The organism is Manganibacter manganicus, assembly GCF_002075885.1.
Lineage (GTDB): Bacteria > Pseudomonadota > Alphaproteobacteria > Rhizobiales > Rhizobiaceae > Mesorhizobium > Mesorhizobium manganicum.
The window spans coordinates 49,006-73,368 of record NZ_MDET01000058.1 but is presented as its reverse complement, the minus strand read 5'-3'; the positions used below and the strand labels follow the sequence as shown (position 1 = coordinate 73,368).

General features: G+C 62.5%; 23 protein-coding genes. 15 read left to right on the top strand and 8 right to left on the bottom strand.

Translation table 11 applies throughout. The features are described 5' to 3' along the window. The first annotated feature begins 20 nt into the window (after nucleotides 1-20). The 3 genes from BFN67_RS21730 (at nucleotide 21) to BFN67_RS21720 (ending at nucleotide 5,517) form a co-directional block, all read left to right on the top strand. Nucleotides 21-2,738 (top strand): DUF2339 domain-containing protein, encoded by a 2,718-nt coding sequence (locus BFN67_RS21730; protein WP_080921546.1) that lies wholly within the window; start codon nucleotides 21-23, stop codon nucleotides 2,736-2,738. A gap of 209 nt (nucleotides 2,739-2,947) precedes the next feature. Then, a complete protein-coding gene (locus BFN67_RS21725; RefSeq protein WP_080921545.1) occupies nucleotides 2,948-4,057 on the top strand; it encodes a peptidase C39 family protein in 1,110 nt (369 codons plus the stop codon). Then, nucleotides 4,054-5,517, top strand: a complete 1,464-nt coding sequence (locus BFN67_RS21720) for a RimK family protein (protein WP_080921544.1) — start codon at nucleotides 4,054-4,056, stop codon at nucleotides 5,515-5,517. The genes BFN67_RS21725 and BFN67_RS21720 overlap by 4 nt, the downstream gene beginning before the upstream one ends. Here the strand turns inward: BFN67_RS21720 and BFN67_RS21715 are convergent, their stop codons facing one another. Together BFN67_RS21715 and ygfZ are read right to left on the bottom strand one after the other, a co-directional pair. Next, on the bottom strand, nucleotides 5,518-6,135 hold the full coding sequence (locus BFN67_RS21715) for a YfbR-like 5'-deoxynucleotidase (RefSeq protein WP_080921543.1): 618 nt from the start codon (nucleotides 6,133-6,135) through the stop codon (nucleotides 5,518-5,520). Then, complete coding sequence (ygfZ, locus tag BFN67_RS21710) at nucleotides 6,135-7,007, bottom strand: CAF17-like 4Fe-4S cluster assembly/insertion protein YgfZ (protein ID WP_080921542.1); 873 nt, start codon at nucleotides 7,005-7,007, stop codon at nucleotides 6,135-6,137. The genes BFN67_RS21715 and ygfZ overlap by 1 nt, the downstream gene beginning before the upstream one ends. A gap of 81 nt (nucleotides 7,008-7,088) precedes the next feature. On the opposite strand from ygfZ, the gene BFN67_RS21705 reads away from it, so the two are divergent. After that, nucleotides 7,089-8,420, top strand: a complete 1,332-nt coding sequence (locus tag BFN67_RS21705) for a dihydroorotase (RefSeq protein ID WP_080921541.1) — start codon at nucleotides 7,089-7,091, stop codon at nucleotides 8,418-8,420. A 1,122-nt stretch (nucleotides 8,421-9,542) separates the two neighbouring features. On the opposite strand, the gene BFN67_RS21700 is transcribed toward BFN67_RS21705, so the two are convergent. The 4 genes from BFN67_RS21700 to BFN67_RS21685 all read right to left on the bottom strand — a co-directional run bounded on the left by BFN67_RS21700 (nucleotide 9,543) and on the right by BFN67_RS21685 (nucleotide 11,757). Further along, the gene (locus tag BFN67_RS21700; protein ID WP_080921540.1) at nucleotides 9,543-10,340 is read right to left on the bottom strand and encodes a hypothetical protein; all 798 of its coding nucleotides are present in this window, start codon (nucleotides 10,338-10,340) and stop codon (nucleotides 9,543-9,545) included. Nucleotides 10,341-10,374: 34 nt separating this feature from the next. Next, nucleotides 10,375-10,632, bottom strand: a complete 258-nt coding sequence (locus BFN67_RS21695; RefSeq protein ID WP_080921539.1) for a hypothetical protein — start codon at nucleotides 10,630-10,632, stop codon at nucleotides 10,375-10,377. A 273-nt stretch (nucleotides 10,633-10,905) separates the two neighbouring features. Beyond that, nucleotides 10,906-11,280 (bottom strand): TIGR02301 family protein, encoded by a 375-nt coding sequence (locus BFN67_RS21690; RefSeq protein WP_080921633.1) that lies wholly within the window; start codon nucleotides 11,278-11,280, stop codon nucleotides 10,906-10,908. A gap of 54 nt (nucleotides 11,281-11,334) precedes the next feature. After that, nucleotides 11,335-11,757, bottom strand: coding sequence for an NUDIX hydrolase (locus tag BFN67_RS21685; RefSeq protein WP_080921538.1), 423 nt, complete (start codon nucleotides 11,755-11,757; stop codon nucleotides 11,335-11,337). Between the two features lie 123 nt (nucleotides 11,758-11,880). Here BFN67_RS21685 and BFN67_RS21680 point away from each other — a divergent pair, with 123 nt between their 5' ends. Then, entirely contained in the window at nucleotides 11,881-12,669 is a 789-nt protein-coding gene (locus BFN67_RS21680; RefSeq protein ID WP_080921537.1) for an SOS response-associated peptidase, read from the top strand. Nucleotides 12,670-12,681: 12 nt separating this feature from the next. Here the strand turns inward: BFN67_RS21680 and BFN67_RS21675 are convergent, their stop codons facing one another. Next, nucleotides 12,682-12,945, bottom strand: a complete 264-nt coding sequence (locus BFN67_RS21675; protein WP_139789288.1) for a hypothetical protein — start codon at nucleotides 12,943-12,945, stop codon at nucleotides 12,682-12,684. A gap of 309 nt (nucleotides 12,946-13,254) precedes the next feature. Here BFN67_RS21675 and cysS point away from each other — a divergent pair, with 309 nt between their 5' ends. From cysS to rarD, 6 genes are all read left to right on the top strand, one after another. After that, nucleotides 13,255-14,670, top strand: coding sequence for a cysteine--tRNA ligase (cysS, locus tag BFN67_RS21670; RefSeq protein WP_080921632.1), 1,416 nt, complete (start codon nucleotides 13,255-13,257; stop codon nucleotides 14,668-14,670). Further along, entirely contained in the window at nucleotides 14,667-15,050 is a 384-nt protein-coding gene (locus tag BFN67_RS21665; RefSeq protein ID WP_080921535.1) for a VOC family protein, read from the top strand. The genes cysS and BFN67_RS21665 overlap by 4 nt, the downstream gene beginning before the upstream one ends. Nucleotides 15,051-15,125: 75 nt before the next feature. Beyond that, the gene (locus BFN67_RS21660; RefSeq protein ID WP_080921534.1) at nucleotides 15,126-15,632 is read left to right on the top strand and encodes a GFA family protein; all 507 of its coding nucleotides are present in this window, start codon (nucleotides 15,126-15,128) and stop codon (nucleotides 15,630-15,632) included. Continuing rightward, nucleotides 15,629-16,588 (top strand): prolyl aminopeptidase, encoded by a 960-nt coding sequence (gene pip, locus BFN67_RS21655; protein WP_080921533.1) that lies wholly within the window; start codon nucleotides 15,629-15,631, stop codon nucleotides 16,586-16,588. The genes BFN67_RS21660 and pip overlap by 4 nt, the downstream gene beginning before the upstream one ends. Before the next feature lie 67 nt (nucleotides 16,589-16,655). Beyond that, on the top strand, nucleotides 16,656-18,272 hold the full coding sequence (gene cimA / locus BFN67_RS21650; protein WP_080921532.1) for a citramalate synthase: 1,617 nt from the start codon (nucleotides 16,656-16,658) through the stop codon (nucleotides 18,270-18,272). Nucleotides 18,273-18,384: 112 nt separating this feature from the next. Then, nucleotides 18,385-19,329: an EamA family transporter RarD gene (rarD, locus tag BFN67_RS21645; RefSeq protein WP_080921531.1), complete on the top strand. Its 945-nt coding sequence runs from the start codon at nucleotides 18,385-18,387 to the stop codon at nucleotides 19,327-19,329. Here rarD and BFN67_RS21640 read toward each other — a convergent pair. Further along, nucleotides 19,313-19,924 carry an LOG family protein gene (locus tag BFN67_RS21640; protein WP_080921530.1) on the bottom strand — a complete coding sequence of 204 codons (612 nt, stop codon included), beginning with the start codon at nucleotides 19,922-19,924 and terminating at the stop codon, nucleotides 19,313-19,315. The two genes, rarD and BFN67_RS21640, sit on opposite strands and share 17 nt — an antisense overlap. Before the next feature lie 113 nt (nucleotides 19,925-20,037). Between BFN67_RS21640 and BFN67_RS21635 the strand changes: the two genes are divergently transcribed. The 4 genes from BFN67_RS21635 to BFN67_RS21620 all read left to right on the top strand — a co-directional run bounded on the left by BFN67_RS21635 (nucleotide 20,038) and on the right by BFN67_RS21620 (nucleotide 24,327). Continuing rightward, nucleotides 20,038-21,564 carry a LysM peptidoglycan-binding domain-containing protein gene (locus tag BFN67_RS21635; RefSeq protein WP_080921529.1) on the top strand — a complete coding sequence of 509 codons (1,527 nt, stop codon included), beginning with the start codon at nucleotides 20,038-20,040 and terminating at the stop codon, nucleotides 21,562-21,564. 97 nt (nucleotides 21,565-21,661) lie between these two features. Continuing rightward, nucleotides 21,662-21,994, top strand: coding sequence for an ArsR/SmtB family transcription factor (locus BFN67_RS21630; protein WP_080921528.1), 333 nt, complete (start codon nucleotides 21,662-21,664; stop codon nucleotides 21,992-21,994). A gap of 14 nt (nucleotides 21,995-22,008) precedes the next feature. Continuing rightward, nucleotides 22,009-23,892: an ABCB family ABC transporter ATP-binding protein/permease gene (locus tag BFN67_RS21625; protein WP_080921527.1), complete on the top strand. Its 1,884-nt coding sequence runs from the start codon at nucleotides 22,009-22,011 to the stop codon at nucleotides 23,890-23,892. Nucleotides 23,893-23,943: 51 nt separating this feature from the next. After that, nucleotides 23,944-24,327 (top strand): YciI family protein, encoded by a 384-nt coding sequence (locus BFN67_RS21620; RefSeq protein WP_080921526.1) that lies wholly within the window; start codon nucleotides 23,944-23,946, stop codon nucleotides 24,325-24,327. The last annotated feature ends 36 nt before the right edge of the window (nucleotides 24,328-24,363 follow it).

Genomic DNA, 24,363 nt, shown 5'->3' with positions numbered 1-24,363 from the left:
CTGATATTTAAGGGATCGCCATGTACGAGATCAGCTTCATCGCGATCATTGTCCTGTTTCTCATTGTCTGGCGCCAACATAGACGACTTTCCCATGTCGAGCGCGAACTGACCACTTTGCGAGGGATTGTGCCGGCGGGTGGCAAGAGCATCGAAACCGCTATTTCCACGCCGGCTGAAGCTCTTTCTGGTGATGAAACTGCTGCGGTAAAGGTAAGTCAGGATGCCGGGGCGACGGACGACGAGACCGCTTTTTTTGATGGGCCATGGAATGTTGCGGCCAAGGTGAAGGAGGAAACAGCCGGCGAGGCGATGCCCGAGCCGGCTTCCAGACAGGCCAGTCCCGTAGCCAAACCGGATATCGAAACCGCACTCGGCACGCGCTGGGCGGTTTGGGTTGGCGGCGTAGCGCTGGCGCTCGGCGGGCTGTTCCTCGTTCGCTACAGCATTGAGGCTGGGATATTCGGTCCCGGTGTGCGGCTGACCCTTGCCGCGCTTCTTGGTTTTGCGTCCATTGCGGCCGGCGAATTTGTCCGCCGTACCGGCTTCAAGGTGCCTGTGCAGGGGGCTGCCGGCGCCTATGTGCCCGCAATCCTCACCGCCGCTGGCGCCTTCGTTCTGTTCGGCACCGTCTATGCCGCCCACGGCATCTATGGCTTCATCGGCCCGGCTTCCGCCTTCCTGCTGCTTGGCCTGCTCGGCATCGCCACCATTGCAGCGGCGCTCGTTCACGGCCAGGCGCTGGCAGGCGTCGGCCTGCTCGGCTCGCTGGCGACGCCGTTCCTTGTCGCGTCGCAGTCGCCCAGCCCATGGACCTTGTTCGGCTATCTGGCCATCGTGCTGGCTGCCACCGCCTTCATCGCGCGTATCCGGGACTGGTCGTTTCTCGTTATCGCGGCCTTTACTGGAACCGGGCTGTGGACGCTGCTTTACATGGCCGACGCATTTGAAATTTCTGCCCCGGTCGTTGCCTTCATCGACGTGGCGTCGCTGGCTGTGCTTGCCTTTATCTGGCTTGGCGGACGTGGCGAGGAGCAGGGTGTGTCTATTCCGCTGCTCTGGTCATCGCTGGCATCGGCGGTGCTGGTGGCAATCTCGGTACTGATCCTTATCGTCGATCCCGACATCGCGGCCGGCCATGCCATCTGGGGCGCATTGGTTGTCGCGGCCATGGTGGCGGCGGCGCTCTATCGCCGACCGGCTCTGCCGCTGCTTTACGGGGCGGGGGCAGCGACCGTTCTCGCTTACGCGTGGATGTCGCCGCTCTCCACCATCTCGCTGGATTTTTCCGGCAGCTACCCCGAAATCGTCGGCATACAGACTCTTGCCGCGCAATCGTCGCTGCCGTTCCTCGATTTCATTCTGGGCCTTGGCTTCCTCGCGGCAGGCTTGTGGGCGGCACGCCGCCTTGTGGTCAAGGCGTGGGGGGACGCGGCATCATGGGCAGGGTGGGCAGCCGTTGTGCCGTTCAGCATCCTGCTTTCCGATTGGCTGACCTTCGGCAATATCGACCATGATTTCTTCTACGCCGTGCTCGCGCTCATCCTGCTGAGCGCGCTCATGGTCGGTGGCGAATGGATCGCCCGTGCCGAGGAACCGCCGCTTGCCGGCGGGCCAGCAGCGTCATTTTCACTCGGCGGAGCCGGTGTGACCGGCCTGGTGATGTTGCACATGGCTTTTGGCTCCGGCCTCACCACGGTTCTGCTCGGTGCTGCGGCCATCGTACCAGCCGTGGCAACGCGATGGCGCGCCTATCCTGTTCTCGGCTGGCTTTCGGCAGGTGCGGCCGTGGCAGTCCTCGGGCGCGTCGCCTTCGATCCGGCCATCGTCGGCGCGGCGTTTCTTTCAAAAACGCCGGTCTTCAACTGGCTGCTGCTTGGTTACGGCGTGCCGGCGCTGGCCTTCGGCTTTTCGGCCTGGCAGCTTGCCCGCACGACGAACGGTCGTCCGCGCCTGGTCATGGAAGCCGCAGCGGCGTTGTTCGGGCTGCTTGCCATCGCCATGCTTGTGCGCCACGCCATGCATGGCGGCGTTATCGACAGCGGTGCGCCGACCCTGGCCGAGCAGGCGATCTATACGCTGATCGCACTCGGCGCCGGCGCTATCTTGGTGGCGCTCGACATGCGCTCGCCCAGTTCGGTGCTGCGCTATGGCTCGCTCATTGCCGGTGTGCTTTCCGTTCTGGCTATCGTCTTCCAGCATTTCATTGCGCTTAATCCGCTTTACACCGATGAAGCTACCGGCTCGATTCCCGTCTTCAACCTGCTTTTGCTTGCCTATCTTCTTCCGGCGATCGCCGCCGGCGGGCTGGCGCTCTACGCGCGGGGAAAACGGCCCGGATGGTATTCGACCATGCTCGGCGCTGTCTCGGCGCTGCTTGTCTTCGCCTACGCGACGTTGTCGGTGCGGCGGCTCTTCAGGGGGCAACATCTCGGCTACTGGGCCGGTTTCGGCCAATGGGAAACCTATTCCTATTCGGCGCTATGGCTGGTCATGGGCGTGGTGATCCTTGCGCTGGGCGTCAGACTGGGGTCGCAAATCCTGCGTATTGCCTCGGCCGCGCTGATCGCGATTGCGGTGCTCAAGGTCTTTGTCTTCGATATGTCCGCGCTGGAAGGGGTGTTGAGGGCGCTCTCCTTCATCGGCCTTGGTGCGGTGCTGATCGGCATAGGGCTGTTTTACCAGCGGCTTCTTACCAGGGCGGCGCAGGAAAAGCAGGCGGTGGAGGTCGGATCGTGATGCTGAAACAGCGGTTTTGATCTGGCTCGGCCCTCCTGCGGAAAAGAGGATGAAGCCAACCTCGACAGCCATTGCCGCATGACGTCGAACCAGTCACAATTCAGCCCTAATCGAGGTGCGATAGCGATTCAGCAAGCTGGCGATTCCCGCCGATGCAAGTGACGGTTCCGGCGAAGTTTTCTCCGCCAAGATGAGGTTTCCTGAGCCCGATGTCTGTCGAGGTTCGTACGGCCCGCGCGTCTGACGTCGATGCTCTCGCCGCCATCGAGAATGCCGTCTTTTCCGGTGATCGCATCTCGCGGCGCTCCTTTCGCCTGTTGATAGAACGCGAGACGGCCGAAACGCTGATTGCGGAAAGCGACGGCCGTGTCGCGGGCTACGCCATTGTCCTGTTTCGCAAGGGCAGCGGCATGGCGCGTCTGTATTCCCTGGCCGTCGCGCCCGATTTTTCCGGCAAGGGCGTCGGCCGTATCCTGCTCGGCGTGGCCGAGGAGATCGCCTTCGCGCATGGCCGCATGTTGCTGCGGCTGGAAGTGCGCGAGGATAATCTTCGCGCCATCGCGATTTATGAGCGCGCCGGCTATCGTCGCATCGGGCGTGAACTCGACTACTACGAGGATGGTCAACCGGCGCTGCGCTATGAAAAGCCGCTGCGTGGCGGCGTGTCGATTTCTACCGCCGTGCCGTTTTACGAACAGACCAGCGATTTTACCTGCGGTCCATGTTGCCTGATGATGGCTATGGCGAATTTCGACCGCGGCTTCGTGCCTGACCCGGTCATGGAGATCAGGCTGTGGCGCGAGGCGACCACGGTGTTCATGATGTCGGGGCCGGGTGGCTGCGAGCCGTTCGGCCTGGCTGTGGCCGCGCATGAGCATGGGCTTTCCGCCGAGATTTTCGTTTCCTTTCACGGCTCGCTATTTCTGCAATCGGTGCGCAGCCACGAGAAACGCCGAGTGATGGAACTGGCGCAGGTCGATTTTCGCCGCCGGGCCGAAGCCTATGGCATCCCGGTGAATTACCGCCCGTTCGGCCTCGATGATATCCGCGCGGCGCTTGCCGAAGGGCGGTTGGTTCTGGTGCTGATCAGCGGCTTTCTGATGTTCGGCAAGAAGGTGCCGCATTGGGTTCTGGCGCTCGGCGACGACGACGACAACCATATCCTGATCCACGATCCCTGGGTCGAGGACGAAAAGCAGGAAACCGCGTCGGACGCGGCCAACATCCCCGTACCCTATGCCATGTTCATGGCCATGGCGCAGTTCGGCCGCGAGGGTTTGCGTGCCGCGATCGTGCTTGGAAAGCGTGAGAAGCAATGAGTTGGGTCATTCTTACCGGCCGGCAAAACGATCTCGATCACGCGGCCACACCGCACAAGATCATCACTAACCGGGACTATCTCTCTCACCCGGCGCTGTTTCGCGGCCAGCGCCCCAAGGTCATCAACCTGTCGAACAGCTATGCCTATCAAAGCCGCGGCTATTATGCCTCGCTACTGGCCAGTTCGCGCGGCCACCGTGTCATCCCGACCGTCGAGACGATGATCGATCTGTCGGAACGCAAGCTTTACGAGCACGCGTTGCCGGAACTCGAACTGGCACTCAACAAATGCCGCAAGGATTTGGATGGCGAATTTCCCGCCAAGGTCTGCTTCTTCTTCGGCATCGGTCCCGGAAGGGCGTGGGACCGTTTTGCCAGACTCCTGTTCGACTGGTTCCGCGCACCGGCACTCGAGGTCCACATCAAGGACAATTCTGAGTGGGCGGCGATCCGCAAGATCGGTTTTCATCCGCTGGCGCGCATGGACTGTACGGAAAAGCGGCGTTTCACCCATTGTCTGGAAACCTATACGGGGCGTGAATGGCGCGAGAGCAAGAGCCGCACGCCGGCACGCTATACATTCGCAACGCTGGTCGATCCGGCTGAGGAATTGCCGCCGTCGCAGATTTCCTCGTTGCGCCATTGGGCGCGCATTGCCGAGAAAATGGGCGTCGAGGTCGAGCCGATCACCCGCAAGGACCTCGCCAGGCTTGCCAATTACGACGCGCTGTTCATTCGCGAGACGACGTCGATCTCCAACCATACCTATCGTTTTGCCCGCCGCGCCCAGCAGGAGGGCATGCCGGTGATCGACGATCCGCTGTCGATGATCCGCTGTACCAACAAGGTCTATCTCGATGAGTTGCTGGCGGCAAACAAGGTGCCGGTGCCGCCGACCGTGATTATCGCCGGCACGTCCGATCTGGAACATGCGGCAGATACGCTTAGCTTCCCGTTGGTGCTCAAGATTCCCGACAGCTCGTTCTCGCGCGGCGTCAAGAAATGCGCGGATTTCAAGGAATTGAAGGCACTGGCTACAGAATGGCTGGAAGATTCCGACCTTTTGATCGCCCAGAAGTTCATCCCCACGACGTTCGACTGGCGTATTGGCGTTCTGGGCGGCCAACCGCTGTTTGCCGTCCATTACCTGATGGCCAAGAAGCATTGGCAGATCGTCAATCACAGGGTCAATGGCAAGCCCGAAGAGGGCGGCTTCAAGTCCTTCACGCTGCGCCAGGCGCCCGCCGAAGTGGTGGAAACCGCCGTCAGGGCCGCGCGCTGTATCGGTGACGGGCTTTATGGCGTCGATTTGAAGGAAACGCGGGACGGCATCTTCGTCATCGAGGTCAACGACAACCCCAATCTCGACCACGGCTGCGAGGATTCAGGCGAGAAGGACGAGGTCTGGGTCCGCCTGACCCAATGGTTCCTCGACCGGCTAGAGCGGCAGGGGCGATAATTATCGCTTCGCCCGCAGCAACTCGATTTCGGCGTAACGCGCCAGAAACGCCTCCTGCGCCCAGCGCACCGGGCGTGGCGACAGGTCGAACCGGTCAACTGAGAAGCCGCGCGGCCGGCCGAAAATCTCGGCGGCCTCGCTGAGCGAGAAGCCGGCCAGTTCCGTCGCCTCGAAATAGGCGGCGATCTGGTCGGCCCGCTTGATGTTCTTCTTCACCTCGGCGGCCAGATCGGCAGGCAGCGAAAAACGCAGATGGATCGCACTCTGCAGGCGATGTTCGCATTCCTTGTAGCTGCCGCCCATCACCGCCTTGAACGGCGAGATCATGTCGCCGATGACATATTCCGGCGCGTCGTGCAGCAGCGCGGCAAGCCGGGCTTCCGGCCCCGCACCAGGTGCGATGGCGGATAACAATGCTTCGACCAGAAGCGAATGCTGCGCCACTGAAAAAGCATGATCGCCGCTCGTCTGACCGTTCCAGCGCGCGACGCGGGCAAGGCCGTGGGCGATGTCGCCGATCTCGATATCGAGCGGCGAGGGGTTGAGCAGGTCGAGCCGGCGGCCCGAAAGCATGCGCTGCCACGCCCTCGTGGCGGCACCGGAACGGGCAGGCGCCATCAGGCCGGCTCGGCGCCGGCGGGTTTGGCGCCGTCGCTTTCGGGAAAGGTGAATCTCGCCCAGCCGGGGATGGATAGGTTCACCGGAATGTCGCCGGCAAGGATCGTCTGGCCATTGTCGAGCGCGTCCTTGACGCGGTCGATGCGTACGACCGCCAGCCCAGACGTGCCGGCGCTGGAGCCCAGTGTGCCGACGGCGCGGCCTTCGACGGCAAGCTTGGTGCCGGGCGCGGGCAGGGGCGCTTGCGCCGTCACCAGCAGCACCCGCCGCCGCGCGGTGCCGCGATGCTGCATGCGCGAGACGACCTCCTGGCCGACATAGCAGCCCTTGGAAAAACCGACGCCGCCGGTCTGGTCGAGCAGCACGTCATGCGGGAAGGCATCGCCAAGCTGATAGTCGCTGCCGCTTTCGGCGATGCCGGCGGCGATACGAAAAGCCTCCCAGCCGGCATGGTCGCCGTCGCCCTGCCATTCTCCGCCATAGCAGCGCATGACATTACCAGTGGCGAAGCGGCGGTCGGCCAAGATTGAATCGGTTTGTGAAGCCCTTGAATCATCTCCCCATGTGGCGACGACAAGCGCCTGATCCTGCTTGGCAATGCCCGCCTTGGCGCGCAGCCTGTAGAGCATCAGCCGACGCACGAAATCGTCGACGCTGGTCGCATTGCACTCCAGCCGCAGGCCGTCCGCGCCGCTGCGCGAGATCAGGAAATCGAACAGGATCTTGCCCTGAGGCGTCAACAATGCGCCGGGTTTTGCTTCACCAGTGTCGAGTTTGTCGAGGTCGGTGGTCAGGATGTTTTGCAGGAAATGTTCGGCGTCCGGCCCTGTAACGGTGACGATCGCGCGGTTGTTGAGGCGGGCAAAGGGCATGGGCAAAGCGGGCCTGATCTTGCAAAATGGTCGGCCATTACGTAAGCCGCTGGCATCTTCCCCGCAAGAGACCGGATCGCCATGGCCGACACCTTTGATCTCATCCTGACGGGCGGCACCGTGGTCAACCATGACGGCAAGGGGGTGCGCGACGTCGGCGTGCGCGATGGCCGCATCGTTGCCATCGGTGATCTCGGCCGGGCCTCCGCCGGCGAGACGATCGATTGTCGCGGCCTGCATGTGCTGCCCGGCGTTGTCGATAGCCAGGTGCATTTTCGCGAGCCGGGGCTGGAGTATAAGGAAGACCTTGAAACCGGTTCGTGCGCCGCCGTTCTGGGCGGTGTCACGGCGGTGTTCGAAATGCCCAACACCAAGCCGCTGACCACCAGCGAGGCTGCCCTTGCCGACAAGGTGAAGCGCGCCACCGGCCGCATGCATTGCGATTTCGCCTTCTGGGTCGGCGGCACGCGCGAGAACGCCGGGGATGTCGGCGAGCTGGAGCGCCTGCCCGCCGCCGCGGGCATAAAAGTGTTCATGGGTTCCTCCACCGGCGACCTTCTGGTCGAGGACGACGAGGGGGTGGCCTCGATCCTGCGCAACACGCGCCGCCGCGCCGCCTTTCATTCCGAGGACGAGTTCCGGCTGCGTGAGCGGCTTGGCGAGCGCGTCGAGAATGATCCGGCCTCGCATCCGGTCTGGCGCGACGAACTGGCCGCGCTCACCTGCACGCAGCGGCTGGTGCGTATCGCGCGGCAGACACGTGCGCGCATCCATGTCCTGCACATTTCGACCGCCGAGGAGATCGACTTCCTCGAGCGGCACAAGGATGTCGCTACCTGCGAGGCGACGCCGCACCACCTCACCTTGACGGCCGATGACTATGCAAAGCTCGGCACGCTGATCCAGATGAACCCGCCGGTGCGCGCCGCCCGCCATCGCGACGGCATATGGCGTGGCATCGCGCAGGGCATCGTCGATGTTCTGGGTTCCGACCATGCGCCACATACGCTGGAGGAGAAGCAAAAGCCCTATCCGGCCTCGCCATCCGGCATGACCGGCGTGCAGACGCTGGTGCCGGTGATGCTCGACCATGTGAATGCCGGACGGCTCACCATCGAGCGGTTTGTCGATCTTTCCAGCCATGGTCCGCAGCGCATTTTCGGCATGGCACGCAAGGGCCGCATCGCCGCCGGCTACGATGCCGATTTCACCATTGTGGATATGAAGCGGCGCGAGACCATCACCAATGCCCAGCAGGGCGCCAAGGCCGGCTGGACGCCGCATGATGGCCGCGAAGTCACCGGTTGGCCGGTCGGCACCGTCATTCGCGGCCAGCGCGTCATGTGGGAGGGCGAGATCGTCGCGCCCGGACAGGGCAGGCCGGTGGAGTTCTCCGAAGCCCTGCCGCGCTGACACACTTATTCATTGCCACGCCCGGCTTTCGCCGTCTGGCCATTTCAAAGAACTGACCTTTCAAGGGTGAAAGGTCGGGAGACGGCGCATGGCATTGCGCCTGATTGATTAAGTAGTGACGCTCTGCCATGCGCCGCCGGCGTTTCTACCCTTGCCTTTCCCGGCCCATCGCCCATTTGCGAGCGCGAGCAACACAGGTCCGGTTCGGGCCGGGCGGTTCCGTTCACTGTTACGGATAACACACCCGGCGCCACACTTGCCTGGATGCTCGAGTGTGCACACCCGTTCCCGCTGGCAAGCTGCTGTGGGGATTATGGGGGAGCGGTGGAGGGTGTGGACAAAGCGGGGAGAAGGAAACCGTCGTTACTCAGCCAAACACCTGACCAGAAACGGAATTATTTTTGTAATGACTGATTGTCGTGATTTTTCATCCACGCCAATCGCGACTGTTCGCGGGACAGCACCCCCCTCTGGCCGGCAGGCCCGAGGGGGGTGTCTAGCGCCAACCTTCCCTCACTCTGAGGTGAGAGCCCGAAGGGCGACTTCGAAGGGTCGAAGCACGCGCAGCGCCAACTGGAACCGCCCTCGTGGGTCGAAGCTTCGTTGCGCTACGCTCCACTGCGCACCTCACCATGAGGTCGGGGGCAGCACATATTTCTTTGCCTTGAAGCGGCAACGTTACACAAACCTTCCTCATCGTGAGGAGGCAGCGTGAGCTGCCGTCTCGAACGACGCACAGCGCTAACTGGAACCGCCCTCGTGGGTCGAAGCTTCGTTGCGCTACGCTCCACTGCGCACCTCACCATGAGGTCGGGGGCAGCGCATATTTCTTTGCCTTGAAGCGGCGACGTTACACAAACCTTCCTCATCGTGAGGAGGCAGCGTGAGCTGCCGTCTCGAACGACGCACAGCGCGAACTGGAGCCAACCCCGCCCTTCGAGGTTCGCTGCGCTCACACCTCAGGGTGAGGGTTGGCGTTGAGCTTCGCTTCACTGTGCTCACCGTGCGGGCGGGGGTGGCGTCCGTTTCTCATGCCATGCCAACCTCCCTCATGCTGAGGAGCCGGCCATGCCGGCGTCTCGAAGCACGCACGCGGAGAACGGGACCTGACTGAAGCCGGTCTTAATCTCCCGCCACGAAGAACACCCAGCGGCCCTGCGGCGTGATGCCGACGCGGTAGAAGATATAGGCGCCGAACTGCTTCATGTCCTCATAGTCGCCGGCGGTGACGATGCGGAACAGTTCCACCCGCTGCCGGGCGTCGAGCTTGTCGAGCGGCAGGGCGAAGAAATACGGCCAGACGTAAAGCTCCTGCGGCGTTCCGGCGTCGAGATGGACATAGCCGGCCTCAAGAACCTCCTCCATGATGGCGAGGATCTCCTGGCCTTCGCTATCGCCCGACAGGCTTTTCAGGAAAGCGATCGGATCGCCATCGACTTCCGTTAGCGAAAGCTGGGTCATCGAATCGCCGGTACCGACCAGCGGCCTGAGCTTTTCGATATCGCCGCTCTTGCAGGCCTCGACGATCAACTGGTGCATGCGCCGCACCGGCTCAGGCAATTTGTCGAGATCGTATTCCACCGTCGGCAACGGCTTGGCTGGATCGGCCTTCGGATGCGTGACGTCGCCATCCGCCGGCGTGTCGGGAGTGACCTGCTCGGGCGCGTCCTCGTCTTCGGGCGACGTGTCGGGCTGCGTGCCGGTCGGCGCCGTGGTGCCGATCGGGTCGGGCATCGGCACGATGCCGGGCGTATTCGGATCCTCGTCCGACTGCGGCGGTGCCTTTTGCGTGGGAACGTTCTGAATCTCGCTGAGCGCCGCAGCCGGCAAGGTGGCGACCAACATCGCAGGGGCGCCAACCAGGGCCAGATACACAAGAAACGCCGAAGCGCGCGGCCTGCCTGAAAAACGAAAGTCCACTGCCCGTCTCCTCTGCCGGGCGGTCATTCCACGGCTAGTGCCGCAGCATTTCCGGCTCGAACGCGCCCGCAATGACCTTTTCGCGCATGCGGTCGAGGAGGGCAAGGGTGGCGATCTCGCCATTGGCCCGCAGGATTTCACCGAATGCGGTTTCCAGCGCGGCCTCGGCGATGATTTCAGGCTCAATGCCGGCCGAAAGCCCTTCGGCCCAGGCTTCGTTATGGCTTTCGACGGCGGTCAGGCGTTTTTCTTCCCTGACCAGAGCGTCGATCTCGCTGACACTGTATTCCATACGCAATATCCACCTTACAAGCGGTGACCCACAGCCCTCACGGGCGTCAATTTCTCTTTACGACGCCGAATGCGGATCGGATTTGATCTGTCCCTTTCGTGTCCCGACAAGCCAGCGTGCTGACTTCCTATCCGATTCTACCCGATTGCAGGCGGCAGCGACATTAAACTTTGAACTTAAGTTAATTGCTGTTCAGGGTTGTAACGTTTTGTTCAGATGCGTGGCGAATTCGCCACATTTGCGGCTGTGCAGTCAAAAAGAAGGATGCGAGGTTCAATTGCCGTAGCGTGAGGCGGTATCGCGTGTCAGAGCCTCGCCTTCCTTCATGTAGCGGGCAATTGCGGCGGTCGCGGACGCCGTGCAGTGCGTGTAGGTGGCGTCGAAGGAGCGGTACCCGCGGTTGAACGCAGCCACGAGGCGCGCACGCCGGGCAGGATCTGGATTTTCCGACTGCAACAGCTTTTCCATTTCGCCGCGCCAGGTGTCGCCACGCTCGCCGCACAGATTGCGCAGGAAATGCAGCGAGCCGAGGATTTCGGCCAGCCGGACGAGGCCGGGCTCGAACGGCGCCTGCGCCGCCGGCGCGGCACGCACAGGCGACGCAAGCATCAGGGCAAGGCAGGCGGCAAGGGCGAGAGAACGTTTCATACGGCTGTTGTGGCCAAGCATGCGGGCCGCCGCAAGGCCGCCATGCCGTTGCACTCAATCATTTTGCGGTAGCCCCAGCAAGCGTTCGGCGGTGACAAGCACGGCATCGGCCAGCGGCAGCGCACGCATTTCGGCCAGCGTATAGAAGGCTGCCGTCTCGGCGTCATCGCTGGCGACAGCCTCGCCGCCGTCATGGCGCGCGCCGAACACGGTCAGGCGATAATCGACCGGGTGGCCCTCGGGTGCGCCCTCGATATGGATTTCGATGAGCGGACGAAGATCGGCGGCGCATAACTGCGTTTCCTCGAAAAGCTCGCGCCGGGCGGCGTCTTCCAGCGTCTCGCCCGGCTCCACCTTGCCGCCGGGAAAGGCATAAAGCCCTTTCGACGGTGCGTGCGCGCGCTTGACCAGAAGCACGCGTTCGCCGCGCACGACGGCAACGGACACGGCGGGTATGACGGGTATGTTGTTGCTCATCGGACTCCAATTGTCGTGCCTGTCCGATCTGCTGTGGACCGCCTGGACCTCGACAGGTTTAGCGGTTGCGCCGCTCCTGTTCCACCTTCACTTTGATGGCCCGACGAATTTGAAGGAAAGACGATGTGCGGACGCTTTGCGCTGACCGCGGCCGCTGACCAGACGGCTGTCTTCCTCGGCCTGGCGGAAGTGGACGCGTTCCCGCCGCGCTACAACATCGCGCCGACGCAACCGGTGCTGATGGCGCTGGCCGATGTGCCGCAGCCGCCGGGCTCGAACCGGCCGGACCGCACGGCGGTTCTGGTGCGTTGGGGCCTCATTCCCGGCTGGGTGAAGGACACGCGCGATTTCCCGCTTCTGTTCAATGCTCGCTCGGAAGGGGCCGCGCAAAAGGCATCGTTCCGTGCCGCCATGCGCCATCGCCGTGCGCTGGTGCCGGCCTCCGGCTTCTATGAATGGCGCAAGGAACCGGATGGCCAGCGTGGCAAGGGGCAGGCCTACTGGATACGCCCACGCCATGGCGGGCTGGTTGCTTTTGCGGGGCTGATGGAAAGTTACGCCGAGCCAGGTGGCTCGGAAATGGACACCGGCGCGATCCTGACCACGGCCGCCGATGCCGACATCGGCCATATCCATGAGCGGATGCCGGTGGTCATCGAGCGTGAGGATTTTGCACGCTGGCTCGATTGCCGGGGAAATGAGCCGCGCCATGTCGCGGATTTGCTGAAGCCGGCGCCGCCGGGCTACTTCGAGGCGGTTCCGGTGTCGGAACGCGTCAACAGGGTTGCCAATACCGGGCCGGAAATTCAGGAGCCTGCAGTCGAGGTTCGGCAGGCTGCATTCCGGATGTCAGAGAGGGGATCAGAAACTGCAAAGCCGGATTCTCGCGACCGGCAACTCAGTCTGTTCTGACGTCTGGCCCACTCACGCCGCGCGAGGGGTAATGAACTTCTGGGTCGTTTTCTTTTTCTTAGGCGCATGCAGCAACGCGGCGGCGATGCATGCCGGTCCGATGGCCCGATACTGACTGGCCAATGAAGGTTTCTTGCCTTGTATGTGTTCGGCCTTACTTCGGGGCATCTTTCTTTCTCCCTTGATTGCGTTTACTTCGATATTTTCCCACTGATCGCTGATTCCGACCAAATCGTGACGCTGGTCCGCGAGAGCGGGCAAACAGGTCATGCGCATCGATGAGAACGCCGACATGTTTAATAAAATGTTGTAGGTCGCCGTCCGTTCCGCCGGTGCGTGGCTTTGCCGTAACTAGTGGCTTGACGGCAACACCCGCGGACGCGATAAAGCGCGCATGAAGACGTTCTTCGCCATTTGCGGCATTTCGATTATTGGCTAGCGCTCGCGCTGGTCCGGACGTTTTCGCCTCATCTTCATCCAGAGTGAACAACGCCCCGGCCAGCAGGCTGGAGCCGCATCGCGTTTGCACGGCGGTTGCGACTGAACAGGAAAAGGTCCGGAAAGACACGCATGTCCGACAAACATATGTCCGATGGGACGAACCGGCTCAACCTCCATAACACGCTGACGCGCTCGAAGGAGGTCTTCAAACCGATCGACCCCCAGAATGTGCGCATGTATGTGTGCGGTCCGACCGTCTATGACTTCGCCCATATCGGCAATGCCAGGCCGGTCATTGTCTTCGACGTGCTCTATCGGCTGCTGCGCCATCTTTATGGCGCGGATCATGTCACCTATGTGCGCAACATCACCGACGTGGACGACAAGATCAACGCGCGCGCGTTGCGCGATTTCCCCGAGCTGCCGCTCAACGAGGCGATCCGCCGGGTGACGGAAAAGACCGCCGACCAGTTCCACAAGGATGTCGCTGCACTCGGTTGCCTGGAGCCGACCTTCGAGCCGCGCGCCACCGAGTTCGTGCTCGCCCGCGCTGATGGCAAGGCCGACATGGTGTCGTTGATTCAAACTCTCATCGAACGCGGCCATGCCTATGAAGCGCAAGGCGAAGTCCTGTTCGACACCGCCTCGATGCCGGATTACGGCCAGCTTTCCAGGCGCCCTCTGGAAGAGCAGCAGGCCGGCGCGCGCATCGCCGTCGATGTCCACAAGAAGAACCCGCAGGATTTCGTGCTGTGGAAGCTTTCGTCGCCCGAGGAACCGGGCTGGGACTCGCCTTGGGGGCGGGGCCGACCGGGCTGGCATATCGAGTGCTCGGCCATGTCGGCGGCCTATCTCGGCGAGGTGTTCGATATCCATGGCGGCGGGCTCGACCTGATCTTCCCGCACCACGAGAACGAGATCGCGCAATCGCGCTGCGCCCATGGCACGCACACAATGGCGAATTACTGGCTGCATAACGGTTTCCTCCAGGTGGAGGGCCAGAAGATGTCGAAGAGCCTCGGCAACTTCTTCACCATCCACCAGCTTCTGGAAACAGACATTTTCGGCGGCCGCAAATGGCCGGGCGAGGTGCTGCGCCTCGCCATGCTGATGACGCACTACCGCGAGCCGATCGATTTTGCCGTGCGCAAGCTGGAGGAGGCGGAAAACACGCTGCGCAAATGGAAGCGCGCCGCCGATCTGGCCACTGCTCCGGCGGCGGTGCCGGATGAAATGATCGGGGCGCTTTGCGACGACCTCGCCACCTATCCGGCCTTCCAATTCCTCTCGCAACTGGCGGGAGAAGCGGCGGAGGGCAATGCGGCGGCGAGTTCGCTGAAAGCGGCACTGGCTTTTCTCGGCTTCGACGTATTCAGCGCCAAGGTGGACGAGGCTCTGGTTGAAAGGCGGATTGCCGGGCGCCTTGCCTTCATCCGCGAAAAGAACTGGGCCGAAGCGGATAAAATCCGCGACGAATTGCTGGGGCATGGCATCCAGTTGAAGGACGGCAAGGACCCCGCCACCGGTGAACGCGTCACCACATGGGAGGTAAAACGATGATCGACCATACCGGAATTGCAGTCGCGGATTTCGACAGGGCGAAGGCATTTTACGATGCTGCGTTGGCGCCGCTCGGCGCTTCGCTGGTGATGATGGTGCCGCAGGAACATACGGGCGGCACCAAGGTCGGCGGCTATGGCTACGACCGGCCGCAATTCTGGCTGCATGAGGATGCCGAGCCGGGGAAGGGCCGCCATTATGCCTTCACCGCCGATAAGCGGACGGAAGTCGATGCTTTCTATGAAGCGGCGATGGCCGCTGGCGGGCGCGACAATGGCAAGCCGGGCCTGCGCCCGCACTACCATCCGAATTATTACGGCGCGTTCGTCCTCGATCCCGACGGTAACAATATCGAGGCCGTCTGCCATGCGCAGGAATGAGGAAATGGTTTTCGGGTCAATGGTTTGCGTCGATAAACAGAATCGAGATGCGAGCTATCGGCAGGGAGGAAGAGAATGAGCCTCGACAACAAGCCCGTTTATTGCGGCGGCTGCCAGTGCGGCGCGGTGCGCTTCCGCGTCGAAGGCACTTTGGACAAGCCCTCCATCTGCCATTGCCGCATGTGCCAGAAGGCGTCCGGCAATTTTTACATGGCTCTGGTTTCGGTGCGCGCGGCGCATCTGGAATGGACGCGCGGCGGGCTGAAGCATTTTCAAAGCTCGAATTTCGCGCGGCGCGGCTTTTGCGCCGATTGTGGCACGCCGCTGACTTATGAAGCGCCTGACGGCGTGGCGCTGGCCATTGGCGCTTTCGATGACCCGGAAGATATCGCACCCGTGATCCAGTGGGGCGTAGAGGCGAAGCTGCCCTACGTGGATTCTATTTCCCGATTGCCGGGCAGGGATACGATGGCGGACGAGGAAGCCGCCGCTTTCCTGGCCGATCTCGTTTCCTATCAGCATCCCGACCACGACACCGACCAGTGGCCGCTCCAACCATCCGACAACGAAGGCAGACCATGAGCGAGAATTTGCGCACGCTTTATCCCGAAATCGAGCCGTTCGACAGCGGCATGCTCGATGTCGGCGACGGCCATCAGATCTATTGGGAGCGGGTCGGCACCAAGGGCGCAAAGCCGGCGGTGTTCCTGCATGGCGGGCCGGGCGGCGGCGCTTCGGTGAAGCATCGGCGGCAGTTCGATCCCGCACTTTACGATGTGATCCTTTTCGACCAGCGCGGCTGTGGCCGTTCCAGACCGTATGCCTCGCTGGAGGCCAACACCACTTGGCATCTGGTCGCCGATATCGAGCGGCTGCGGCAGATGTGCGGCTTCGAAAAATGGCTGGTGTTCGGCGGCTCATGGGGCTCGACGCTTGCGCTGGCTTACGCCGAAACACATCCCGAACACGTTAGCGAACTGGTGGTGCGCGGCATCTATACGCTGACGCGGGCCGAGCTTGAATGGTATTACCAGTTTGGCGTCTCCGAAATGTTCCCGGACAAATGGGAGCGGTTTCTGGCGCCGATCCCTGAAGCCGAGCACGGCGACCTGATGGCCGCCTACCGCAAGCGGCTGGTCGGCGATGATCGCGCCGCGCAGATCGAGGCCGCACGCGCCTGGAGCCAGTGGGAAGGCGAGACGATCACGCTTTTGCCGGAGCCTGAAACCAGCGATCCGTTCGGCGAGGAGGATTATGCGCTGGCCTTCGCGCGCATCGAAAATCATTTCTTCGTCCATGCGGGCTGGCTGGAGGACGGGCAGTTGCTGCGCGATGCGGGCAGGCTGAAGGATATTCCGGGCACCATCGTGCATGGCCGCTACGACATGCCATGCCCGGCGAAATATGCCTGGGCGCTGCACAAGGCGTGGCCGAAGGCGGAGTTTCATCTGGTGGAAGGAGCGGGGCACGCGTTTTCCGAACCGGGCATTCTCGACCGCCTGATCCGGGCGACGGACAAATATGCGGGGAAAATGTGATGGTGAAAGCTGGACTGGAAATGCTTGCGGGACAACAACGTAAGGCGGCGGCCTGCGAGGTAGTTCCGTGACCCGCGAACGCATCTACCTGTTCGACACGACCTTGCGTGACGGCCAGCAGACGCCGGGCGTGGATTTCTCTGTCGCCGACAAAGTGGCCATTGCCGGTCTGCTGGATGAATTCGGCCTCGATTATGTCGAGGGCGGCTATCCGGGCGCCAACCCGACCGATACCGAGTTCTTTTCGGGCAAGCGCACCAGCCGCTCGAAATTCGTCGCCTTCGGCATGACCAAGCGCGCCGGGGTTTCGGCGTCCAACGATCCGGGCATCGCGGCACTTCTGCAATCCTGTTCGGATGCGGTCTGCTTCGTGGCGAAAAGCTGGGATTATCATGTGCGTGTCGCGCTCGGCTCGACCAATGAGGAAAACCTTGAGGGCATCACGGCATCCGTGTCGGCAGTGGTGGCGAGCGGCCGCGAGGCGCTGGTCGATTGCGAGCATTTTTTCGACGGCTACAAGGCCAATCCTGCCTATGCGCTGGCTTGTGCCAAGGCAGCTTATGAGGCCGGCGCGCGCTGGGCGGTGCTGTGCGACACCAATGGCGGCACACAACCCGCCGAGGTGCGCGCTATTGTCGAAGCGGTGATCGCCGCCGGCATTCCCGGCGGCAATCTCGGCATCCACGCGCATGACGACACCGGGCAGGCGGTCGCCAATTCGCTGGCCGCGGTGGAAGGCGGCGTGCGCCAGATCCAGGGCACGCTGAACGGCATCGGTGAACGCTGCGGCAATGCCAACCTCACCACCATCATTCCCACTCTAGTGTTGAAGCCGCATTATGCGAAACGGTTCGAGACCGGCATTTCGGAAGACGCGCTGGCCGGCATTTCACGCCTGTCGCGCGCCTTCGACGAATTGCTCAATCGCGCGCCGGAGCCGCAAGCGCCCTATGTCGGCCAGTTCGCCTTCGCCACCAAGGCCGGCATCCATGCTTCGGCTATCGCCAAGGAACCGAAGACTTATGAGCATGTGCCGCCCGAAGCGGTCGGCAACCGGCGTCGGGTCATGGTGTCGGATCAGGGCGGCAAGGCCAATTTCCTGGTGGAGTTGAAGCGGCGCGGCATCGTCGTGCCGAAGGGCGACGCCCGGCTCGATATGCTGATCTCCATGGTCAAGGAGCGCGAGGCGCAGGGCTATGCCTATGAGGCCGCTGACGCCAGCTTCGAGCTTCTGGCACGCAAGGTGCTGCACGGCCTGCCGGAATATTTCAGCGTGCCGTCGTTCCGCTGCATGGTGGAGCGCCGCTTTGACGCCAATGGTGCGTTGAAGACGGTCTCGGAGGCCATCGTCAAGGTTCTGGTCGATGGCGAGGAGAAAATGTCGGTGGCCGAGGGCCACGGCCCGGTCAACGCGCTCGACATTGCGCTGCGCAAGGATCTTGGCAGGTATCAATCCGAAATCAACGATCTGGAGCTTGCCGACTACAAGGTACGTATCCTCAATGGCGGCACTGGTGCCATCACCCGAGTGCTGATCGAATCGCGCGACGGCACCGGCGTGCGCTGGTGGACGGTCGGCGTTTCCGACAACATCATCGACGCGTCTTTTCAGGCGCTGATGGATTCCATCGTCTACAAACTGATGAAGAACCGGGAACTGGCCGGTCTTGCGGCGGCAGAATAGGGTAAGCTGGTCAACTTCGTGCTGCACTCGTCGATTGAGCCATCACCGATAGTCGGTTGAACCATCAATAATATTCGTTGGCACGCAGAGCGCGGCCGGCCCATATGGGCGAATGACTGCTCGTCCCATTCAACCTGATCTCTCCGGCCCTGATCGTTCCGGTGAAGCGCGGCGCGGCTTCCTGCTGGCGCTTTTCGCCTATTTCCTGTGGGGCTTGTTGCCTTTTTACATGAAGGCGGTGGCGCATCTGCCGCTGGCAGAGGTGGTCGCCCACCGCATTCTGTGGTCGGTGCCGATTGCGGCGGGCGTTCTGGTCTGGCTTGGCCGCACGGCCGATTTCAAGGCGGCGCTGCGCTCGCCGCGCATGCTGGGCATGGCCGCGCTGACGGCGACGCTGATTACCATCAACTGGAGCGTCTATGTCTGGGCGATCGCGGTGGACCGCACCGTCGAGACGGCGCTCGGCTACTACATCAATCCGCTGGTCAGCGTGGTCGTCGGCGCCGTGGTTCTGGGCGAGCGGCTCGACCGGCGTCAGGTGGTAGCGGTGGCGATGGCGGCTGTCGCGGTCCTCATCCTCACGATCGAGAGCGGGCAACTGCCATGGGTGTCGCTGGCGCTGGCCTTTTCATTTGCCGCCTATGGCTTCTTCCGCAAGACCCTGCCCATCGGCCCAAGCCAGGGCTTTCTGCTGGAGGTTCTCATTCTGGCGATCCCGGCGGCGGCCTATGTGGCGTGGCTGATCGCGACCCGCCAGGATCATCTGACGACGGGCAATCTGGGCGATATCGCGCTTCTGATGGGTTGCGGCCCGGTCACGGCGGTGCCGCTTTTGCTGTTCGCTTTCGGCGCCAAACTGCTGCGGCTCTCCACGATCGGCATCATGCAATATATCGCGCCGACCATCGTGTTCCTGATCGCCGTCTTCATCTTCCACGAGCCGTTCGACCGCACGGACGCGTTTGCCTTCGCCCTGATATGGGCCGCACTGGCGATCTATTCGAGCTCGATGTTCATCGGCCGGGGCCGGGGCAAGGCAGCTACAGATTCTCGATAACCGACGACATGCCCTCGGTCGGCGCGCCATCGGCCGAACCCGCCACCAGTATGGCCGCAACGATGCGCTCGGCGTCTTCCACCACCAGTGGCTTCACCTTCTCGGCGGTGTGGATGAAGCCCTCGTCTGTCATGTGCTTCAACAGCGCCAGCATCGGATTCCAGAAGCCGTTGATATTGGCGAAGACGATCGGCTTGCGATGATGGCCAAGCTGCGCCCAGGTCATGATCTCGATGATTTCCTCGACAGTGCCGATACCGCCCGGCAACGCGACGAAGGCGTCCGATTTCTCGAACATCAAATGCTTGCGCTCGTGCATGTTCTCGGTGATGACGAGTTCGTCGAGCCGGCTGAGCGCCGGCTCGGTTGTTTCCTTGTTGAGCAGGAAGCGCGGAATGATGCCGCTGACCTTGCCGCCGGCCCTGAGTACCCCCTCGCAAACCGCGCCCATCACGCCCTTGGTGCCGCCGCCATAAACGAGCCGAAGACCTGATTTGGCGAGCGAGCGGCCCAGAACGTGCCCGGCCTCCAGATACGCTCCTCCCTTGCCGGTGGATGAGCCGCAATAGACGCAGACGGATCGAATCTTGTTCATGTCTGATTGGTGAGCGGAGCGGGGCACGCGGTCAAGCCTGAAGCCGGCTTTTTCTTGTCGGCCACGCGAAAACAGGCTAGATCGCAAGGGGGCGGTCAAGGGGCAGGATTGACATGGTCGTGACACCAGTGAAGGCGTTCTTTTTCGCGGTCGGCGCCAGCGCCGTCGTGGCGGGGGCAGCCTATGTCTCCGGCGCGCTCGATCCCTATCTGAGCAAGCCGCCGGCGACAGCTTCGGCATCGCTTGAGGACGGAGCGCAGAAATCTGCTCAGGCATCGGCGCAGCCAGCCGGCGAACAGCCTGCTCCGGCACCTGAAGCTTCCGCCGAAGCCAGGCCGTCGCCAGCCCCGGCAGAATCCCAAAAGGCCGAACCTCAGAAGAACGCGACGGCGGCGGCTCAGCCCGATGAGGCTACCAAGCCGGCTGAAACAGCAGCACCGGCGGTCAATGAACCGCCCGCGCCGCAAAATCCGGCCAAGCCGAAGGTCATCGCCCCGACTTTCGATGTCGTGCGGGTGGAGGGCGATGGTTCCATCGTCGTTGCCGGACAGGCGGCGCCCAACGCCAAGGTGGCGGTCATTCACGGTTCGGCCGTGCTCGGTGAAACGACGGCGGACGGCACCGGCGCTTTCGCCATCGCACTGGACCATGCGCTGAAGCCGGGAGATTACCAGATCGTCCTGCGCTCCACCGCGCCCGGCGGGGTCGTCGCCACCTCGACGCAGACGGCCGTGGTGTCGGTTCCTGAAAAGAGCGACGGCCAGGTGCTGGCGCTTGTCGAGGAGCCGGGCAAGCCATCGGAACTGATCACGGTTCCAAAGCCGCCCAAGACGTCCGAGACATTGCCGTCTGCCGAAAAGCCTGCCACCGCGTCATCGTCCGCTGCATCGGAGGCCCCCGCGTCAGCGGTGACCGAACCGGCCGCGCCTGCCGCCAGTGGGCCGAAGATCGCGGTGGAAGCCGTCGAGATCGATGGCGGCAAGGTTTTCGTCGCCGGTATTGCCGATCCGGGCCGCAAGGTGCGCGTCTATGCCAACGACATTCTTCTCGGCCAAACGATCACCTCGCCGGATGGGCATTTTCTTGTTGAGGCGACGCGTGACCTGCCGGTCGGCGATTATATCATCCATGCCGATGCGCTGGCTGACGACGGGTCAAAGGTGCTGGCACGCGCTGCCGTGCCGTTCCAGCGCGAGGCGGGCGAAACGATGTCCGCGGTCGCGCCTTCTGCCGATGAAGCGACGTCTCCCGTGAATGCGAAGCCGGAAGCAGCCACGTCCTCCGGTGAGGCGAAGACGCCGGATACTCCGCCGACGGACACTGCGGCACCGGCAAAGGCCGAACAATCCGCCGACATTCCCGAGACAGTTTCGCCGAAGCTGGAACATGCCGACGGCGCCGTCATTATCCGGCGTGGCGATACGCTGTGGCAGATCTCGCGACGCGTCTACGGCCATGGCGTCCGCTATTCGACCATCTATCTTGCCAATCAGGACCAGATCACCGATCCGGACATGATCTGGCCGGGCCAGGTGTTCAAGGTTCCGGAGAACTCGAATGAGGGCGAACCTGCCAATTTGAAGGCAATGGGCGCCCAGGTGACGCAGCTTCCAGACACGAAGGCTGGGAAGAAGCCCTGAATCGACGGGGTAGGGAGATAAAGCGCCGCTGAGGGAGTATATTTCGTCTCTGGGTGCGCTTGCGGAATGATGTTTCATCGTATATCGACGATGTACGATGAATCCGGTCTTCAAGAATCCTTTGTGCTGCACGCTCGACGCCCGCCAGATGGCGATCGGTTTCGCGGCTTTGTCGCATCCCGCACGCATTGAGATTTTGCGCCATCTCTCCACTTCCTCCTCCTGCTGCTGCAGTGACGTGGTCGGCCGGCTCGATCTGGCGCAATCCACCGTCTCGCAGCATCTCAAGATATTGGTCGAGGCCGGGCTGGTGCGCTATGCCGCCGATGGCAAACGCTCGCGCTATGCCGTCAATGGCGAGGCCTTGACCGTCCTTGCCGGGGCCGTGTCCGAACTGGTCGAAACCTGCTGCCCCGCCGGCGACCATTAATAAAGGCAATCGACTTGGCCGACAAAACCGTTTCCGCCGATTCCGGCTCGACGTTTAGAACCCTTGCCAATCTGTGGCCCTACATGTGGCCATCGACGCGCGCGGACCTCAAGGCGCGTGTAGCGTGGGCGACCGTGCTTCTGGTGGCCGCCAAATTGATCCTGGTTGCCGGGCCGTATTTCTTCAAATGGGCAACGGATGCCCTCGCCGGCGAGGGCAAGGCGCCGCCGCTGCCGGCGCTGCTGGCCGCACCCTTGATGCTGGTGATCGCCTATAATGTCGTTCGCGTGACGCAGCTTGGCTTCAATCAGTTGCGCGATGCATTGTTCGCGCGCGTCGGCCAGCATGCCGTGCGCCAGCTTGCCTACCGCACCTTCGTGCATATGCATGAACTGTCGCTGCGCTTCCATCTCGAACGGCGCACCGGCGGCCTGTCGCGCATCATCGAGCGCGGCACCAAGGGTATCGAGACCATCGTGCGCTTCACCATGCTGAACACGGTGCCGACGATCCTCGAATTCGCCCTGACGGCGGTGATCTTCGCCTACAGCTATGGCTGGAAATATGTCGCGGTCATTGCCGTGACGGTGTGGCTCTACACCTGGTTCACGCTGCGGGCGAGCGACTGGCGGATCGAAATCCGCCGCGACATGAACGACAGCGACACCGACGCCAACACCAAGGCCATCGATTCGCTGCTCAATTTCGAGACAGTCAAATATTTCGGCAATGAGCGAATGGAAGCCGAGCGGTTCGACCGCTCGATGGCCCGCTACGAGACCGCGGCGACGAAGATATGGACGTCGCTCGGCTGGCTGAATTTTGGCCAAGGCGTCATTTTCGGGCTCGGCATGACCGTGGCCATGTGCATGTCGGCGCTTGAGGTTTCGCGTGGCGCGCAGACCGTGGGCGATTTCGTCTTCATCAATGCCATGCTGATGCAACTTTCGGTGCCGCTCAACTTCATCGGCTTCATCTATCGTGAAATCCGTCAGGGCCTGACCGACATCGAACAGATGTTCGACCTTCTCGACGTGCGGCAGGAGGTGGTGGATGCCCCCGGCGCGACGCCGCTTGTCGTGGAGGCCGGCCGGGTCGAGTTTCGCGACGTGCATTTTGCCTATGAGCAGAACCGCTCCATCCTGAAGGGCGTGAGTTTCGAGGTGCCGGCTGGCAAGACGGTTGCCATCGTCGGGCCTTCGGGTGCCGGAAAATCGACAATCTCCAGGCTGTTGTTCCGCTTTTACGATGTGCAGAAAGGTGCGGTTCTGATCGACGGGCAGGACGTGCGCGACGTGACGCAGGAGAGTTTGCGCGCATCCATCGGTATGGTCCCGCAGGATACGGTGCTGTTCAACGACACGGTTGCCTATAATATCCGCTATGGCCGCATCGATGCCAGTGACGAGGATGTGCGCAGGGCGGCGGGGCTGGCCCAGATCGGCCCCTTCATCGAAGGCCTGCCGGACGGCTATCGCACCATGGTGGGCGAGCGTGGCCTCAAGCTCTCGGGCGGTGAAAAGCAGCGCGTGGCGATTGCCCGCACCATCCTGAAATCACCGCCGATCCTGATTCTCGACGAGGCGACCTCGGCGCTCGACAGTCACACCGAGCAGGAAATCCAGGCCGCGCTCGATCTCGTCAGCCGCGGTCGCACCACCATCGTTATCGCGCACCGGCTCTCGACGGTGATTTCCGCCGACGAGATCATCGTGTTGAAGGACGGCAGCATCGCAGAGCGCGGCACGCATGCGGCGTTACTCAAGGCAGGTGGCCTTTATGCTTCCATGTGGGACCGCCAGCGCGAAGCCACCGAGGCCGAAGAACGCCTGCGCATCGCCCGCGAAAACGACGAGATGGGCGTTCTGGTTCGCCGGCGCACGGAAGAGGTGAGTTGACGCCGTTCTCTCCGGCTGTAGCTTGCGTTGCCGGCAGAGGAGGAACATCGCATGTATTACGCTATTCTCGCCTATCATGAGGAAGAAATCGTACAGTCATGGACGCCGGATGAAGACGCGGCGGTGATGGCCGGCCTGCTCAAGACCCATGAGCGGCTTTGCCGGGAGAAGCGTCTCGGCCCGTCGGCCAGGCTCGGCTCGACTGCGGGCGCCTGCACGCTGCGCGGGCCGGGCGAGGGCATTGTCACCGATGGCCCGTTCGCCGAAACCAAGGAGCAGTTCCTCGGCCTGTATGTGGTCGATTGCGCCGATCGCGATGCCGCTGTCAGCATCGCGCGTGATTTACACCGCTCCAACCCGACCGCCGTTTATGAGATCCGTCCGGTCATGCTCTATCTGCCGGGCGTGCCGCTTGCCGAGAGTGGGCAGGAATGACGGGAAGTCGCGGCGGCCTGTCTTGCTGAGGTAAAA